Origin of the sequence: Methylobacterium variabile (assembly GCF_001043975.1) — a bacterium.
GTDB lineage: Bacteria > Pseudomonadota > Alphaproteobacteria > Rhizobiales > Beijerinckiaceae > Methylobacterium > Methylobacterium variabile.
This window is the reverse complement of the sequence record NZ_LABY01000095.1, coordinates 15,871-30,517: the sequence shown is the minus strand read 5'-3', so window position 1 is coordinate 30,517 and position 14,647 is coordinate 15,871. Positions and strand designations below refer to the sequence as shown.

The window sequence follows — 14,647 nt, the reverse complement described above, 5'->3', positions numbered from 1 at the left end:
TGCCGCCGCCGGCGGAACTTCCAGCTGGTCAAACCCCTTGGTGAGGCCAGGACCCGCCGGGTTCCGCCCGGGCGTCTCGCCCGCGGCACCCCGCGGGCGAGACGCTCGATGAAGATCTTCCAGTGCCAGGCCTGCGCCCAGCCGGCCCATTTCGAAGCCGACGCGTGCGAGAGCTGCGAGTGCCGCCTCGGCTACGACCCCGAGCTCGCCGACATGACGGCCCTGCTCAAGGCGGGCGCGCGCTGGCGCGGCCTCGCCGACCCGCGCCGGCAGTACCGTCCCTGCGCCAACCGCGAGTCGGGGGGCTGCAACTGGCTGGTGCCGGCGGGCTCGCCCGAAACCTACTGCATCGCCTGCCGGCACAACCGGGTGGTGCCGGACCTCTCGATCCCCTGGAACCAGACCCGCTGGCGCGAGGTCGAGGCCGCCAAGCGCCGGCTGTTCTACGCCATGCTGCGCCTGCGCCTGCCGCTCGCCTCGCGGCGGGAGGACCCGGCCGGCCTCGCCTTCGACTTCCTGGTCGACCCGGCGGAATCCTACCTGATCGGCCCGCCGGTGCTGACCGGGCACGACAACGGCCTCATCACCCTCAACATCGCGGAGGCCGACGACGTCGAGCGCGAGCGTCGGCGCACGCAGTTCGGCGAGCACTACCGCACGCTGCTCGGACACTTCCGCCACGAGATCGGGCACTATTTCTGGAACGTGCTGGTGCGCGCCGATCCCTGCCTCGAGGCGTTCCGCGCGGTGTTCGGCGACGAGCGGGCCGATTACGGCGCGGCGCTCCAGCGCCACTATGCCCACGGCCCGGAAGAAGGCTGGCAGGAGACCTTCGTGTCGGCCTACGCCACCTCCCACCCCTGGGAGGACTTCGCCGAGACCTGGGCGCACTACATGCACATCGTCGACACGCTCGAGACCGCGAGCCAGTTCGGGGTGCGGGTGCAGCCCAAGCTCCAGAGCGGGCCCGCCCTGCACGCCCCGATCTCGCTCTCCGCCAAGGTCGACTTCGACCCCTACCGCAGCCCGGATTTCGGCCAGCTGATCGAGGCCTGGCTGCCGCTCACCTTCGCGATGAACTCGCTCAACCGCAGCATGGGCCAGCCCGACCTCTACCCCTTCCGGATGACCCCGGCGACGATCGGCAAGCTGTCCTTCGTGCACGATCGCATCTACGCCCGCACCGACGCGCCCGAGGCCGACCTCGGCACCCTGCGGGCGGTGATCGCCGGCCTGCGCCACCGGGTGGCGGCGCCGCGCTCGGCGTGAGGGCGGGCCGCGTTCCGCTTCGTTCTGCACCATCTGCGGCTCTGGATCCCGGGCTCCGCTTTCGCGGCCCCGGGATGACCCTGCGCCGTGGTAAACGCCACCTGACAATTCACTGCCCGGAACGACGTGAAGCATCGCGCTCGTACCCGCGTGGTCGCAGCACGCCGGCCCCCGCGAGCCACATTCCGGTGCGGCCCGCGCCTCACCCCGGGCACAAAGAACCGCCACTCTCCCAGCCATGCCGCCGGCCGGCCGCATCGCATGTCAGATCTTCCCCGCAAGCTTAGCTGTGGCGGGGTCGCAACACCCTGAAAGCATCCCAGGTTTGCCCCAGACCGCACCTTGCTCCGCCGCGTTCCCGCCATAAACCGGCGGCACCTCAACGGCCACGTTAAACGACTGTCCCCACAGTGATTTATCGCGGTGTTTCCGGGTTCCCCGGGATCGCGGGCAGCGCTGGCGGATTGACCCTCACGGGGTCGTTTCGCGTGAGCCGTCCCGGGACGGCGCAGGGAGCGGGACCGGGGAAAAACCGGCCTTTCAAGAAACTACGGGTACGGGACAGGGCCATGGACGCGCGTCACACCACCGACAAATCGAAGCTGCCCAGCCGCTACGTGACCGAGGGTCCGGACCGCGCGCCGCATCGCTCGTACCTGTACGCCATGGGTCTCACCCGCGAGCAGATCCACCAGCCGCTGATCGGCGTGGCCTCGTGCTGGAACGAGGCGGCGCCCTGCAACATCTCGCTGATGCGCCAGGCGCAGGCGGTGAAGAAGGGCGTCGCCGCCGCCGGCGGCACCCCGCGCGAGTTCTGCACCATCACGGTCACCGACGGCATCGCCATGGGCCATCGCGGCATGCGCGCCTCGCTGCCGTCCCGCGAGGTGATCGCCGACTCGGTGGAACTCACCATGCGCGGCCACGCCTACGACGCGCTCGTCGGGCTCGCCGGCTGCGACAAGTCCCTGCCCGGCATGATGATGGCGATGGTGCGCCTCAACGTGCCCTCCGTCTTCATCTACGGCGGCTCGATCCTGCCCGGCACCTTCCGAGGCCAGCCGGTCACCATCCAGGACCTGTTCGAGGCGGTCGGCAAGCACTCGGTCGGCGCGATGAGCGACGACGACCTCGAGGAGCTGGAGCAGGTCGCCTGCCCGTCGGCCGGCGCCTGCGGCGCGCAGTTCACCGCCAACACCATGGCGACCGTCTCCGAGGCGATCGGCCTGGCGCTCCCCTATTCGGCCGGCGCCCCGGCGCCTTACGAGATCCGCGACCGGTTCTGCGCCACCGCCGGCGAGATGGTGATGGAGCTGCTCGCCAAGAACATCCGCCCGCGCGACATCGTCACCCGCAAGGCGCTCGAGAACGCCGCGACCGTGGTGGCGGCCTCCGGCGGCTCGACCAACGCAGCGCTCCACCTGCCGGCGATCGCCCATGAATGCGGCATCGAATTCGACCTGTTCGACGTCGCCGAGATCTTCAAGCGCACGCCCTACATCGCCGACCTGAAGCCCGGCGGGCGCTACGTCGCCAAGGACCTGTTCGAGGTCGGCGGCATCCCGCTCCTGATGAAGACGCTGCTCGACGGCGGCTTCCTGCACGGCGACTGCATGACGGTCACCGGCCGCACCATCGCCGAGAACCTCGCCAAGGTATCCTGGAACGCCAACCAGGACGTGGTGCGCCCCTCGAGCCAGCCGATCACCGCGACCGGCGGCGTCGTCGGCCTCAAGGGCAATCTCGCCCCCGAGGGCGCGATCGTGAAGGTTGCCGGCATGCCGCCGGAGAAGCAGACGTTCGCCGGCCCCGCCCGGGTCTTCGACAACGAGGAGGCCTGCTTCGAGGCGGTGAAGAACCGCACCTACAAGGAGGGCGAGGTCCTGGTGATCCGCTACGAGGGCCCGCGCGGTGGCCCCGGCATGCGCGAGATGCTGGCGACCACCGCCGCCCTCTACGGCCAGGGCATGGGCGACAAGGTGGCGCTCATCACCGACGGGCGCTTCTCGGGCGCCACCCGCGGCTTCTGCATCGGCCATGTCGGCCCGGAGGCGGCGGTGGGCGGCCCGATCGGCCTCCTCAAGGACGGCGACATCATCCGCATCGACGCGATCCAGGGCACGCTCTCGGTCGACCTCACGGATGACGAGCTCGCCCAGCGCCGCGCGGCCTGGCAGCCGCGAGCCAACGATTCGACCTCGGGCTACCTGTGGAAGTACGCGCAGACCGTCGGCCCGGCGGTGACCGGCGCGGTGACGCATCCGGGCGGGGCCCAGGAGACGCTCTCCTATGCGGATATCTGAGGCCGGCCTGCCCGTCCGGGCGGGCCGCTGGCTCCTTCTCGCGCTCCTCGGCCTGGTGATGGCCGGGGCCGGCCCCGCCGCTGCGCTCGACGCGGCGGTGCGGACACCGGTGCCGGCGGCCACAGGCTACCGCAACGCCCGCGAGGCGATGCGGACGGGCATGCGCGACTACAACGCGGGCGACAAGGAGGGTGCCGCCCGCGCCCTCGAATACGCCGCGGGGCAGGGCCACGCCCTGGCCCTGTGGAAGCTCGGCCGCATGTACGCGGAGGGTGACGGCGTCCCGCACGATGATCTCAAGGCGTTCGAGTTCTTCTCAAAGATCGCCGACGAGAACGCCGACGAGGGCCCGGAGGCTCCCAATGCGGGCGTGGTGTCGAGCGCCTTCACGGCGCTCGGGCGCTACTTCCTCGACGGGATCAAGGGCTCCTACGTCCGCCCGAACGTCGAGCGTGCCTACGACATGTTCAACTACGCGGCGACCTACTACGGCGACCCGAACGCGCAGTACAACCTCGCCCGCCTCTACCTCGACGGCACCGGCGTGCAGCAGGATCCCCGGCAGGCGGCGCGCTGGTTCAACCTCGCCGCCGAGAAGGGGCATCCGGCCGCCCAGGCCCTGCTCGGCCAGCTCCTGATCAACGGCCAGGGCGTCACGGTGCAGCGCGCCCGCGGCCTCGCCTGGCTGACGCTCGCCCGCGACGCCGCCGAGGGGCCGAAGGACCAGTGGATCGTCGCCTTGCAGGAGCAGGCGATGGCGGCCGCCAACGAGCGGGACCGGGCGGAGGCCCAGGCCCAGGTCGACGGCTTCTACCGCCGCAGCGCCAAGGGACGCTGACGATTCGGGGCGCTGAGGGATCGCGACGCCGACCGAGGGGACGCCCGCGCCCCCTCCGCCTTTCCGCCCTCAGCCCTGCCGGGCGCTGAGCGCGGCCTGGAACGACGGGCGCTCCAGGATTGCCGCCACGTAGGCCGAGAGGCGCGGCCAGCGCCCGGCATCGACCGCCTCGCCGGCGAGATGCAGGTTGTGGAATCCGGTCACGACCGAGATGTCGGCCAGGCTGAAGGTGCCGCCGACGAGGAACGGTCCGTCGATCTGCCCCTCGAGATAATCGAACAGCCGCGGCAGTTCCTCGCCCATGCAGCGGGCGACAGCGGCCTCGTCGCAGGGCTGATTCATGAATCTCGGCCGCAGCACCCGCTGCACGAATGGCTTGACCAGCAGCGGAAACAGCTCGGTATCGCCGAGCTCGTCGAACCAGATCGCCCGGCCGAGGTCGCGGGCCGTCGCCGGCAGCAGGGCCGGCTCGGGATGGCGACGCTCCAGATACTGGATGATCGCCGAGGAATCGGCGAGGCGAAAATCCTCGTCCTCCAGGGCCGGGATCTTGCCGAACGGGCTCGCCGCCCGGAAGCGCGGGTCGGGATCGTGGAACCGCAGCGGCACGTGCCGGACCTCGACGCCCTTCTCGGCGAGGACGACGAGCACCTTGCGGACGAACGGCGACAGGCTGGTGCCGTAGAGTTTCATCGGGCCCTCTCTTGCTGTTTCCTCGGCGGCCGGACGAGGGCCGCCGGCGCGGTATCGCACCGGACCCGCCCGGACGGCACCCCTTCCCGCCTGGAAACCGCCGGCCTGCCGGCCCATACTGCCGGTCAGGCCGCTCCCGGCCCGGAGACCGTGGCCGACCGTGGACGACACCTTCGAACTGCGCGAGCGCCTGTCCCGCGCCTGGCGGGCGGTGTTCGACAACGCCGTCGAGGCCGGCAGCCCGCCCGAGGCGGTCGTCGAGACCATGACGGCGGTGGCCCATGCGCGCTTCGCCGAGTTGTTCGGGACGGCCGCGGCGGCGAGCTACCTCGCGCTCCTGGCCGAGCAGATGCGCGACGTCGACCACGACGAGGCCGAGACCCTGATCCGCGGCGAGGCGCCCGGCCCGGCGCCTTTCGAGGCGGGCGGGGGCGAGGCGGCGATGGACCCGGCCTGGATCGACCGCGACCCGGTCTGAGCGCGCCCCATGGATCGCCCCGTGCGCCAGCGCACATGACGGAGCGTGGGGGCGGGAACGGGGGCCGGCATCGACGATTACCCGGCGCAGGACCCACCACGCGCTGACCGTCGAGCGCCACCATGATCTTCCGGCCATCCATCGCCGTGATCGCCTGGGCCGTCTTCTGCTTCACGGCGCAGCCGCACCGGGAGCAGGCGACACCTCAGGATCCGGTGCTCCTCTCCGGCATCGAGGCCGACCTCGCCAGCCGCAAATGCGACGGCGTGCGGATCGACCCCGACCGTTTCCGCGCCTTCTCGTCCCGGACGCAGCTCAACCACGCCGACTTCTTCCAGAAGACCCGTTCCGTCCGCCTCCAAGCCGCCCTCGACGACCTCGACACCCGGCTGCGGACCGACCGGCGGGCGGCCTGCGAGGCGATCTGGATCGCCTACGGTCCGGCGAGCGAGCTGCGGTTGCTGCGGCGGAGCTGAGCGACGGGCCGATACGAGAAAGCCCGGCCTCGCGGCCGGGCTCCTCGTCGTTCAGCGGATCCGGTGGGTTCAGGCTGTGGCCTGGATCCAGCGGAAAAGGTCGCCCTTCGGGGCGGCGCCGACCTTCTGGCCGGCGAGCTCGCCGCCCTTGAACAGCATCAGCGTCGGGATCGAGCGGATGCCGTACTGCGAGGCGATGCCCGGGTTCTCGTCGACGTTGACCTTGGCGATCTTCACCCGGCCGTTCATCTCGCTGGAAATCTCCTCCAGCGCCGGGCCGATCGCCCGGCACGGGCCGCACCACTCGGCCCAGAAATCCACCACGACGGGCTCCGCCGATCGCAGCACGTCCTGCTCGAAGCTCGCGTCGGTCACCTTCACGGTCGCCATCGCAACAATCCTTTCCGGTCATGAAGCCGGCCAACGCTGCGGACCGGCCCGCGTGGGGGTGAAGTTAAGAACCGTCCGGGGGCCGATCAAGCGCAGCGGCCAAGCCATCCCCGCTCTGCCCGTGTGCCAGCGCACCGATCACGCGAGCATGTCGAGGGCGGCCGCGCATTCCTCCGGGGTGAGGCGGTGGACGACCGGCCCGGCGGTCCAGACCAGGAGCGGGTGCAGGGCGCGGCCGGGATAGATCGTCCCGAGGAGGCGCGCGTAGAGCGCGACCTGCGCCGCCTGGCTCCGGGGCGGCCGCGCGCCGGGGGCCGGGGGCCGGCCGGTCTTGAAGTCGGCGAGCCAGACCGCCTCGCCGGTCACCGCGATGCGGTCGACCCGGCCATGCACCGGACGCGGGACGCCCGCGACCACGATGCTGCCGGCGAGCGTCACCTCCGCCCGGGCCTCGGGCCCGAATAGCACCGCGAGGTCGGGATCGTCGAGGAGCCGCAGGGCCTCGGCCGCGATGGCCGCTCGCCTGGCGGGATCGAGGCCCGGGGCGCGGGCGGCCACGAAGGCGTCCGCGGCTGCCGGGCGGCGCCCGGCCGGGAGGCCGGGCAGGTGCTCGAGCAGGGCGTGGACCAGCACGCCGCGGCGGCGCGCCGCCGGGTCGCTGGAGCGGGCATCCGAGCGGCGCGGCTCGTCGGCGGCGCCGAGTCCGGAAGGACGCAGGGGCGGCAGCGGCTCGGCCTCGGGCGTCACCGGCCGGTGCAGCCAGTCCGGCACCGCCTCCGGCGCGGGGGCCGGCACCGCGGTGGCGGGAACGGCCGGGAGGGCGGCGCCCTCGCGCCAGCTCTCCGCCGGGCCGTAGGGCATCTCCGCCACCTCGACGCCGCCGAAGGCCTGGACGAGGCCGTGGCGGATCATCTCGCACCAGGCCTCGGCCGGGGTCTCCTTGTCATTGCCGGCATACGGCGCGATCACCAGCCGGTCCTTGGCCCGGGTCATGGCGACGTAGAGCAGGCGGTTGTGCTCCTCGCGGCCCTTCTCGTGCAGGGCGTCGCGGGCGGCCGCCACCGCCGGGCTGTCATGGGCCTTGGCGCTCGACCAGACCGGCACGGTGCTGCCGTCGGCAAGCCGCATCGGGATCAGGGCCGGGTCGCGGCCGAGCGCCTCGCAGCCGTCGAGCACCAGCACCAGGGGTGCCTCGAGGCCCTTGGCGCCGTGCACCGTCATCACCCGCACCTCGTCGCGGGCGGCGTCGAGGTCGCGCTTCACCGTGTGGCCGCCGGCGTCGCGCCCGCCGCTCGGCGCGTAGCGGGCGAGGAAGCCGGTGAGCGAGGGCGCGTCGGGCCCGGCCTCGGCCTGGGCGGCGGCGGTGAGGAAGACGTCGATGGCGTCGCCCGCCTCGCCGCCGAGGCGCTGCACCAGCAGGGCCCGCCCGCCGAGGGGGCCGAGCAGCTCGGCGTAGAAGCCGAACGGCCCGTGCGCCCGGGCGAGCGCGCCCCACCGCTCCAGGGCCGCGACGCCGCGCCCGGCCGCCGGGTCGCCGGCCTCGGCGCGCCGCCGCAAGGCCGCGACCAGGGGTTCGGCCGGGTCGCGGCCGGCCGCGATGCCGACGAGGTCGTCGTCGGTGAGGCCGACGAGCGGCGTCTTCAGCGCGGTCGCGAGCGTCAGGTCGTCCTGCGGCAGCAGGGCGGCGCGCCCGGCCGCCACGAGGTCGAGGACCGCGATGTGGGCGGCGATGTCGAGGCGGTCCTGCCCCGCCACCGGCACGCCCTCGGCCTTGAGCGCCCGGATCACGCCCTCGAAGGCGGCGGAGCGCTTGCGCACCAGGATCAGCACCTCGCCGGGGCGCCAGACCCGGCCGGCTTCGTCTCCTTGCGTGGTCCAGAGCCGCACCGCCCGCGCGACCCGGCGGGCCGTCACCAGGGCGGGGGCGCCGGCCTCGATCGCGTCGACCGGGTGGGTCCAGGCGTCGGGCTCCTCCTCGGCGCTCGGCCGCTCGACCGGCCACAGCTCGACTTGGCCCGGCGCCCGCACCCGGGCGGTGGAGTGCACAGTGCCGACGGCCAGGTCGCCGAAGGACAAGCCGCGGTAATGCGCGTCGATGGCGAAGGTGGCGTCGACCGCCCGCAGCACCCCGATGGCCGAGCGGAACGACAGGGTGAGGCCGACATCGGCGAAGGGCAGCCCGGCCCCGGCGGCGGCCCGCTGCCAGGCCCGCCGCGTGGTCTCGAACTCCTCCGGCGCGGCGCCCTGGAAGCTGTAGATCGACTGCTTCGGGTCGCCGACGGCGAAGCGGGTGCGGGCGAGCCCGTTCCCCGCCTCGCGCGCGCCGTCCCCGGCGCAGAAATCCTCGGTGATGCGGCGCAGGATCTCCCATTGCTGCGGGTTGGTGTCCTGCGCCTCATCGATCAGCACGTGGTCGACGCCGCGGTCGAGCTTGTACAGCACCCAGGCCGAATCGACCCGCGTCAGCAGGTCCAGGGTCTTGTGGATCAGGTCGTCGAAGTCGAGGGCGCCGAGGCGCGCCTTCTGCGCCTCGACCCGGCGGTTGATCTCGGCCGCCAGCGTGAACAGGGCCCGGGTGCGGTCGAGCGCGCGGGCGGCCTTCAGGGTGTCGCGCAAGGACGCGAGCCGGGCCTGCTCGGCGAGCAGCGCCTCCTTGGCGGCCGCCGGCACCGCCTTGGTGCCGAGGCTCGACGCGGCGTAGGGATCGCCCTCGCCCTCGTCCTTGAAGAACGCCGCGAGGATCAGCGGCAGCCGCGCCGGCCCCTCGGCCGAGGCGGCGAGCGCGAGGGCATCGGCCCGCTTCTCGTCGGTGGCCTTGGTCGTGCGCAGGGCCGCGATCAGGCCGGCGAGGTTGGGGCCCCCGTCGAGCATCCGGGCCTCAATCGCCGGCACGGTCTCGCCGGGCTCGAGCCCGAGGGCGCCCCGCAGGGCGTCGAGGCGGGCCGGGAGGCCGTCGGGGTGTCCGGTCAGGCTGCGGTTCTGGACCGCCGCGACCATCGCCCGCCGCAGGGCCTCGCCCGCCGCCTCCGGCGCGACGAGGGCGAGGGCCTCCGCCAGATCCGGATGGCGCGAATCGACCGCGTCGGCGAGGACGTTGTCGATGGTCCGGTCGATCGCCTCGCGGGTCTGAGCCTCGTCCAGCACCACGAAGCGGGCCGGCACGTTGGCCTCGAACGGCACCAGGTGCAGCAGCCGCTCGCACAGGGCGTGCAGGGTCTCGATCTTGAGCCCGCCCGGCGTCTCGACCGCCCGGGCGAAGAGCCGGCGAGCCCGCCGCAGGGTGGCGTCGTCCGGCGCCTCGCCCTCGAGGGCCGTCAGCTCGGCATGAAGCGCCGGCTCGTCGAGGGTGACCCAGCGGCCGAGGCGCTCGAACACCCGGATCGCCATGTTGGCGGCGGCCGCCTTGGTGAAGGTGAGGCAGAGAATCTTGGCCGGGGCGGCGCCGTGCAGCAGCAGGCGCACCACCCGGTCGGTGAGCACCTTGGTCTTGCCCGCCCCCGCATTGGCCGACACCCAGGCCGAGGATCGCGGATCGGCCGCACGGCGCTGCGCCGCCTGCGTGAGGCCGTCGACCACGAAACCCTCGATGCCCATCCGCCCTCACGCGCAACGCCACGCTCTACCGTGCCGCGCTCATAGCGAACGAAGCGTTGCCTCACGCGGGGCCGGGCGGTGATGCACAGGGATTTCGGGAAGCGTGGCGGTGGGAGCACAGGGTGAGTACCCCGCGCGGGCGGCGACCGCCCCGTGCGGACGAGGGCGCGGGATCCCCCTCCACGGGGAGAGGTCGGGGCGCGCATCGGCCCCGCCCTCTACTCCTCCCCCTCGATCAGCGACCACTCCCGGACCCGCGCCAGGTGGTCGTAATCCGAGTACGCCTTGGCGTATTTCGGGTACGGCCGGGACAGGTAGGACGCCTCGCCGGCCATGAACGCGCCGACGAGCTGGCGCAGGCCGGCGACGTGGGCGTCGACGAGCTCGGGCAGGCTGCGTCCGTCGCCCCGCGGGGGCTTGAGCGGGGCCGGGTCCAGGGGGGACTTGCCGCCGCCGGCCCGGACGTAGAGCAGATCGGGCGTCTCGGTCGCCGGCGCCAGGCCTTTGAAGGCGCCGGCGCGCAGCATCGCGGCCTCCAGCGTCAGCTGGGGCGAGAAGCCGGCGAAGACCTCGCGGGCGCTCGGAGGCTGGCCGGTCTTGAAATCGATGATCGTGTGGCCGCCGTCGCGGCGGGTCTCGATCCGGTCGGCCCGGGCCCGCAGGGTGAGGACGTGGCCGCCCGGGATGTCGAGGGCCCAGCGCCCGCCGGCCTCCGGGTGGACCTGCCGCAGGCCCGGGCGGCGCTCGGCCTCCCAGGCGAGAAAGGCCTCGGCCAAGCGCACGAAGCGCGGCCACCACTCGGCGTAGAGCTCCGGATAGGCGTCGGAGATCGGCCCGAAGGCGTTGGCGGCGAGCTCGTAGAGGACCCGGTCGGCCTCCTGGAGATCCGGCAGCGCCGTGGGGAAACGCTCGGCGAAGCCGCCGAGGACCGCGTGCACGATGGTGCCGCGGTCGCTGGCGCCCGGCTGCACCGCCACCGGCTCCAGGGCGTCGAGGCCCAGCACGTGGCGGGCGAAGATCCCGTAGGGATCGCGCACCAGGGTCTCGATCTCGGTGACGCTGAGCGAGCGCGGGAAGAGGCCCGGGTCGGGCCGGGGCGCCGGCCGGCGCCGGCGCGGCGGCAGGGGGCCGGTGCCGGCGTCGAGGGCGGCGGCCAGCGCCCGGTAGCGCTGCCCGCCCCGCACGAGGTCGGTCCAGGGCTCCTCCCCGGCGAAGGCCCGCAGACGCTGCAGGAAGCGCGACGGCACGGTCGGTGCGCCCTCGCGCTTGTGCGCCCGGGTGATGATCGCGTCGGGGCAGCCGAGCGCCTGGACGAAGTCGTGGGCGGTCTGGCCGAGGCGGCGCTCCGGCGACGGCAGGCCGACGCGGCCCCGCATCGGCCGGTTGAGGAAGGCGTCGGTCTCGGCCTTGGGCGGCCACACGCCCTCGTCGAGGCCGCCGAGGACCACCCGGTCGACGGAGAGGAGCCGCGCCTCGAGCAGGCCGAGGATGCGCAGCCGCGGATGCGGGCTGACGTTGCGCCGGGACACCACCCGCTCGCGGGCGAGCGCCGTGAAGAAGGCCGGGTAGTCCGAGAAGCGGCCGCCGAGCAGGCCCGGCTCGGAGAGCGCCATGTCGTCGAACAGGGCGTCGAGCACCGCCACCGAGGCGTCGGGCTCCGGCTCGTCCTCCTCCGGCCCCTCCATCAGGAGGTCGCAGGCGGCGCGGTGGCGGTGCGCGATGGCGATCAGGTCGTCGGGCGCGTCGTCCTCGTCGGCGAAGAAGTCGCGGAAGGCGACCGAGAGGCGCAGCAGCAGGTCCTCGGCCGCCTCCCAGTCCTCCGTAGTGAGGCGCCGGCGAGGCCGGGGATCGTGCGGACGCTCCTCGGTGCGGGCGAGCCGCAGGGCGTCCTCGATGCCGGAGAAGCCCTTGGCGGGCGCAGGACCACGCAGGACGCCGATCTCCAGCGCGCTCGCCGCCCGCTCGACCTGCGGGCGGGAGAGGCCGAGGCGCACCATCGGATGGGCGAGGAGCGCCAGCACCCGCTCGGGCTTGGCGTCGAGCGCCGCGACGTCGGCGGCGAGCCGCGCGAGCCGCCCGGCCGGGCTGCGCGCCAGGGGCTCGCCCGCGGAATCGTCGGCGACGATGCCCCAGCGCCGCAGCTCGGCCGCGACCCTGAGCGCCAGCGCCCGGTCCGGCGTGATGAGGGCGGCGGTCCTGCCCGGCTGCTCCAGCGCCTCGCGCAAGGCGACCGCGACGGCCAGCGCTTCCTCGCGCTCGTCGGCGGCCTCGACCACCCGGATCCCGGCGGCGCCGTCGCGGGCGAGCCCCGCCCGGACCGCCGGATCGAGGTCGGCCCAGGCATCCGTCGTCTCGGCCGGGCGCAGGGCCTGCGACAGCAGGCCGGCCCGGGCCGCGGCGGCCGGGTCCGGGCGGCCGAGGGGGATCACCTCGGCCCGGTCGAGGGCGAGGAAGTCCCGTCCGACGAGGCGGTGCAGCACCGCCTGCGGGTGGGCGTGGGCCGCCGCCTCGCCGGTGCCGCCGGGATCGATGGCGCTCCAGCCGGCGGCGTCGAGGTCGCGATCGAGGCCCGGCAGCACCACGGCGCCGCGGGGCAGGCCGGCGATCGCCGCGATCAGCCGGGCGGTGGCCGGCACCGAGCCCGTGGAGCCGGCGACGATCACCGGGTGGGCCGGGCGCTCGCGGGCGAGGCGGGTGGCCTCCGCCAGCACCAGGGCGCGGCCGCGCTGGACCGGGTCGCTCACGCCGCGATCGGCCAGGATCTTCGGCCAGTGCTCGGCGGCGATGCGCACGAAATCGAGGGTGAGGGAGAAGTAGCGCGAGTGCTCCGCCTCGACGGCGCCCGCGATGTCGTCCCAGGGCAGCCCCTCGACGGTGAGGGAATCCATCAATCCTTCGAGATCGGCGGCGAGGCCGATCGCGTCCGCCGGCGAGGACGGCACCCGGAACGGCACCTCATCGTTGAGGGGCAGGAGCTGGCGGTCGACCGTACCGGCCCAGGCCTGGACGAGGCGCGCCAGGATCAGCCGGCGCTCGAGGGCGGGAATCGGCGGGCGCAGCACCTCCTCCCGGCGCTCGCCCGGGGCGGCGGCCAGGAGGTCAAGCTCCGCCTCGTCGGCCTCGCCGAGGGGCACCATCCGGGGCAGGAGCGCCGCCGGGCCGCATTCCTTCGCCAGGATCGCGGCGAGCGCGCGGGCGGCGCGGCGGGTCGGCAGGTAGAGCGTCACCGCGGCGAGCCCGAACGGTCCGCCGGCGAGGTCGCCGACGAGGCGTCCGGACAGGAGCGCGTCGGCCAGGGTGTCGAGGAAGGGCAGTCCCGGCGGGATGGTGAAGACGTGTCCCGCGCTCACCGCGAGGTCTCGCGCAGGAGGTAGCGCACGGTCTTCAGGCCGCCGTGGATCTCCGCGGTGCCGACCTCCGCGAAGCCGAGGGCGGCGTGGAAGGCGTCGGAGGCCGGATTCGGCGGCAGGCGGTTGACCTCGCAGGCGATCCGCCCGTGGCCCGCGGCGGCAGCGCGGGCGAACAGGTCCTCGTAGAGCGCGCGGGCGAGCCCGCGGCCGCGCTGCGCCGGCGCGGTGACGATCCGGTCGACGTAGACGAAGCGCAGGCAGCGGGCCTGGAACCAGCGGAAGTTCGGGCTCGCGTAGTCGGCGTCCTGGTCGAGGGCGATCAGGAAGGCCGCGAGTCCCTCCGGCCCGGTCACGGACGTGGCCAGGAAGGCCTGGTCGACGATGGCGCGCAGGGCCGCGGCGTCGAGCCGCGAGGTCTCGGCCGCGTGGGCATCGTTGAGCGCCAGCACCGCGTCGAGATCATCGAGTGGGCCGATCGCGGGCGTGGACGTCACGGCTGCGTCGCGCTCGCGCGCACCCGCTCCTCGGCCTCGCGCAGGGCCTCGGGCGTGCCGACATGGAGCCACTGCCCGTCGAGGCGCAGGCCGTAGAGGCGCTCCGCCGCGATGGCGCGGTCGAACAGCAGGTTGAGGGAGAACGCGCCCTCCGGCGTGTCGGCGAAGAGCTCGGGCTTCAGGATCGCGACGCCCGCGTAGACGAAGGGCGCGACCTCGCGCTCGGCCCGGCGCGTCAGCCGCCCCTCCTTGTCCATCTGGAAGTCGCCCGGACCGTCGTAGCCGAGGCTGGTGGCGGCGGAGGCCAGCAGCAGCAGCATGTCCATCCGCTCAGGATCCCAGGCCTCAACCAGGCGGCCGAGATTCGGCCGCGGCCCCTCGAGCCAGAACGAATCCGAGTTCAGCACCATGAAGGGCGCCGGCCCGAGCTGCGCCAGCGCCTTCCTCACCCCGCCGCCGGTCTCGAGCAGCCGGTCGCGCTCGTCCGAGATCGTGATCAGCGGCGGGCCGCGGCGGCGCACCAGGTGCGCCTCCATCAGGTCGGCGAGGTAGTGCACGTTGACCACCGCCTCCGGGATGCCGGCCTCGGCGACCCGGTCGAGGGCGTAGTCGACGAGGGACTTGCCCGCCACCTCGACCAGGGGCTTCGGCGTGGTGACGGTGATCGGGCGCATGCGCTTGCCGAGGCCCGCGGCCAGCACGAAGGCGCGCGTCACGGCGGGGGTCGGGGAGTCGGTCATCGTGGCGGGTTGTTCGGGGGCG

11 protein-coding genes are annotated in these 14,647 nt (G+C 73.8%); 5 read left to right on the top strand and 6 right to left on the bottom strand.

Going from position 1 to position 14,647, the window contains the following annotated elements:
• Nucleotides 1-108 precede the first annotated feature (108 nt).
• The 3 genes from VQ02_RS14725 to VQ02_RS14715 all read left to right on the top strand — a co-directional run bounded on the left by VQ02_RS14725 (nucleotide 109) and on the right by VQ02_RS14715 (nucleotide 4,410).
• A complete protein-coding gene (locus tag VQ02_RS14725) occupies nucleotides 109-1,269 on the top strand; it encodes a zinc-binding metallopeptidase family protein (protein ID WP_048444953.1) in 1,161 nt (386 codons plus the stop codon).
• Nucleotides 1,270-1,838: 569 nt separating this feature from the next.
• Entirely contained in the window at nucleotides 1,839-3,572 is a 1,734-nt protein-coding gene (ilvD, locus tag VQ02_RS14720; protein ID WP_048444952.1) for a dihydroxy-acid dehydratase, read from the top strand.
• The gene (locus VQ02_RS14715; RefSeq protein WP_048444951.1) at nucleotides 3,559-4,410 is read left to right on the top strand and encodes a tetratricopeptide repeat protein; all 852 of its coding nucleotides are present in this window, start codon (nucleotides 3,559-3,561) and stop codon (nucleotides 4,408-4,410) included. The genes ilvD and VQ02_RS14715 overlap by 14 nt, the downstream gene beginning before the upstream one ends.
• 69 nt (nucleotides 4,411-4,479) lie before the next feature.
• On the opposite strand, the gene VQ02_RS14710 is transcribed toward VQ02_RS14715, so the two are convergent.
• Nucleotides 4,480-5,103 carry a glutathione S-transferase family protein gene (locus VQ02_RS14710; RefSeq protein WP_048444950.1) on the bottom strand — a complete coding sequence of 208 codons (624 nt, stop codon included), beginning with the start codon at nucleotides 5,101-5,103 and terminating at the stop codon, nucleotides 4,480-4,482.
• 160 nt (nucleotides 5,104-5,263) lie between these two features.
• On the opposite strand from VQ02_RS14710, the gene VQ02_RS14705 reads away from it, so the two are divergent.
• Complete coding sequence (locus VQ02_RS14705; RefSeq protein ID WP_245239734.1) at nucleotides 5,264-5,581, top strand: hypothetical protein; 318 nt, start codon at nucleotides 5,264-5,266, stop codon at nucleotides 5,579-5,581.
• Nucleotides 5,582-5,703: 122 nt separating this feature from the next.
• On the top strand, nucleotides 5,704-6,057 hold the full coding sequence (locus VQ02_RS14700) for a hypothetical protein (RefSeq protein ID WP_048444949.1): 354 nt from the start codon (nucleotides 5,704-5,706) through the stop codon (nucleotides 6,055-6,057).
• A 69-nt stretch (nucleotides 6,058-6,126) separates the two neighbouring features.
• On the opposite strand, the gene trxA is transcribed toward VQ02_RS14700, so the two are convergent.
• The 5 genes from trxA to VQ02_RS14675 form a co-directional block, all read right to left on the bottom strand.
• Entirely contained in the window at nucleotides 6,127-6,447 is a 321-nt protein-coding gene (gene trxA, locus VQ02_RS14695; RefSeq protein WP_048444948.1) for a thioredoxin, read from the bottom strand.
• Nucleotides 6,448-6,585: 138 nt separating this feature from the next.
• The gene (gene addA / locus VQ02_RS14690; RefSeq protein WP_048444947.1) at nucleotides 6,586-10,041 is read right to left on the bottom strand and encodes a double-strand break repair helicase AddA; all 3,456 of its coding nucleotides are present in this window, start codon (nucleotides 10,039-10,041) and stop codon (nucleotides 6,586-6,588) included.
• 218 nt (nucleotides 10,042-10,259) lie between these two features.
• Nucleotides 10,260-13,391, bottom strand: coding sequence for a double-strand break repair protein AddB (addB, locus tag VQ02_RS14685; protein WP_048444946.1), 3,132 nt, complete (start codon nucleotides 13,389-13,391; stop codon nucleotides 10,260-10,262).
• The gene (locus tag VQ02_RS14680; RefSeq protein ID WP_048444945.1) at nucleotides 13,388-13,885 is read right to left on the bottom strand and encodes a GNAT family N-acetyltransferase; all 498 of its coding nucleotides are present in this window, start codon (nucleotides 13,883-13,885) and stop codon (nucleotides 13,388-13,390) included. Before VQ02_RS14680 ends, addB begins: the two co-directional genes overlap by 4 nt.
• Nucleotides 13,882-14,625 (bottom strand): nucleotidyltransferase family protein, encoded by a 744-nt coding sequence (locus tag VQ02_RS14675; protein ID WP_048444944.1) that lies wholly within the window; start codon nucleotides 14,623-14,625, stop codon nucleotides 13,882-13,884. Before VQ02_RS14675 ends, VQ02_RS14680 begins: the two co-directional genes overlap by 4 nt.
• Nucleotides 14,626-14,647 lie beyond the last annotated feature (22 nt).

Coding starts and splice junctions, on each gene's coding strand:
- trxA (WP_048444948.1), bottom strand. CDS start 6,447: ATGGCGACCGTGAAGGTGACCGACGCGAGCTTCGAGCAGGACGTGCTG.
- VQ02_RS14700 (WP_048444949.1), top strand. CDS start 5,704: ATGATCTTCCGGCCATCCATCGCCGTGATCGCCTGGGCCGTCTTCTGC.
- VQ02_RS14710 (WP_048444950.1), bottom strand. CDS start 5,103: ATGAAACTCTACGGCACCAGCCTGTCGCCGTTCGTCCGCAAGGTGCTC.
- addA (WP_048444947.1), bottom strand. CDS start 10,041: ATGGGCATCGAGGGTTTCGTGGTCGACGGCCTCACGCAGGCGGCGCAG.
- VQ02_RS14725 (WP_048444953.1), top strand. CDS start 109: ATGAAGATCTTCCAGTGCCAGGCCTGCGCCCAGCCGGCCCATTTCGAA.
- VQ02_RS14675 (WP_048444944.1), bottom strand. CDS start 14,625: ATGACCGACTCCCCGACCCCCGCCGTGACGCGCGCCTTCGTGCTGGCC.
- VQ02_RS14715 (WP_048444951.1), top strand. CDS start 3,559: ATGCGGATATCTGAGGCCGGCCTGCCCGTCCGGGCGGGCCGCTGGCTC.
- ilvD (WP_048444952.1), top strand. CDS start 1,839: ATGGACGCGCGTCACACCACCGACAAATCGAAGCTGCCCAGCCGCTAC.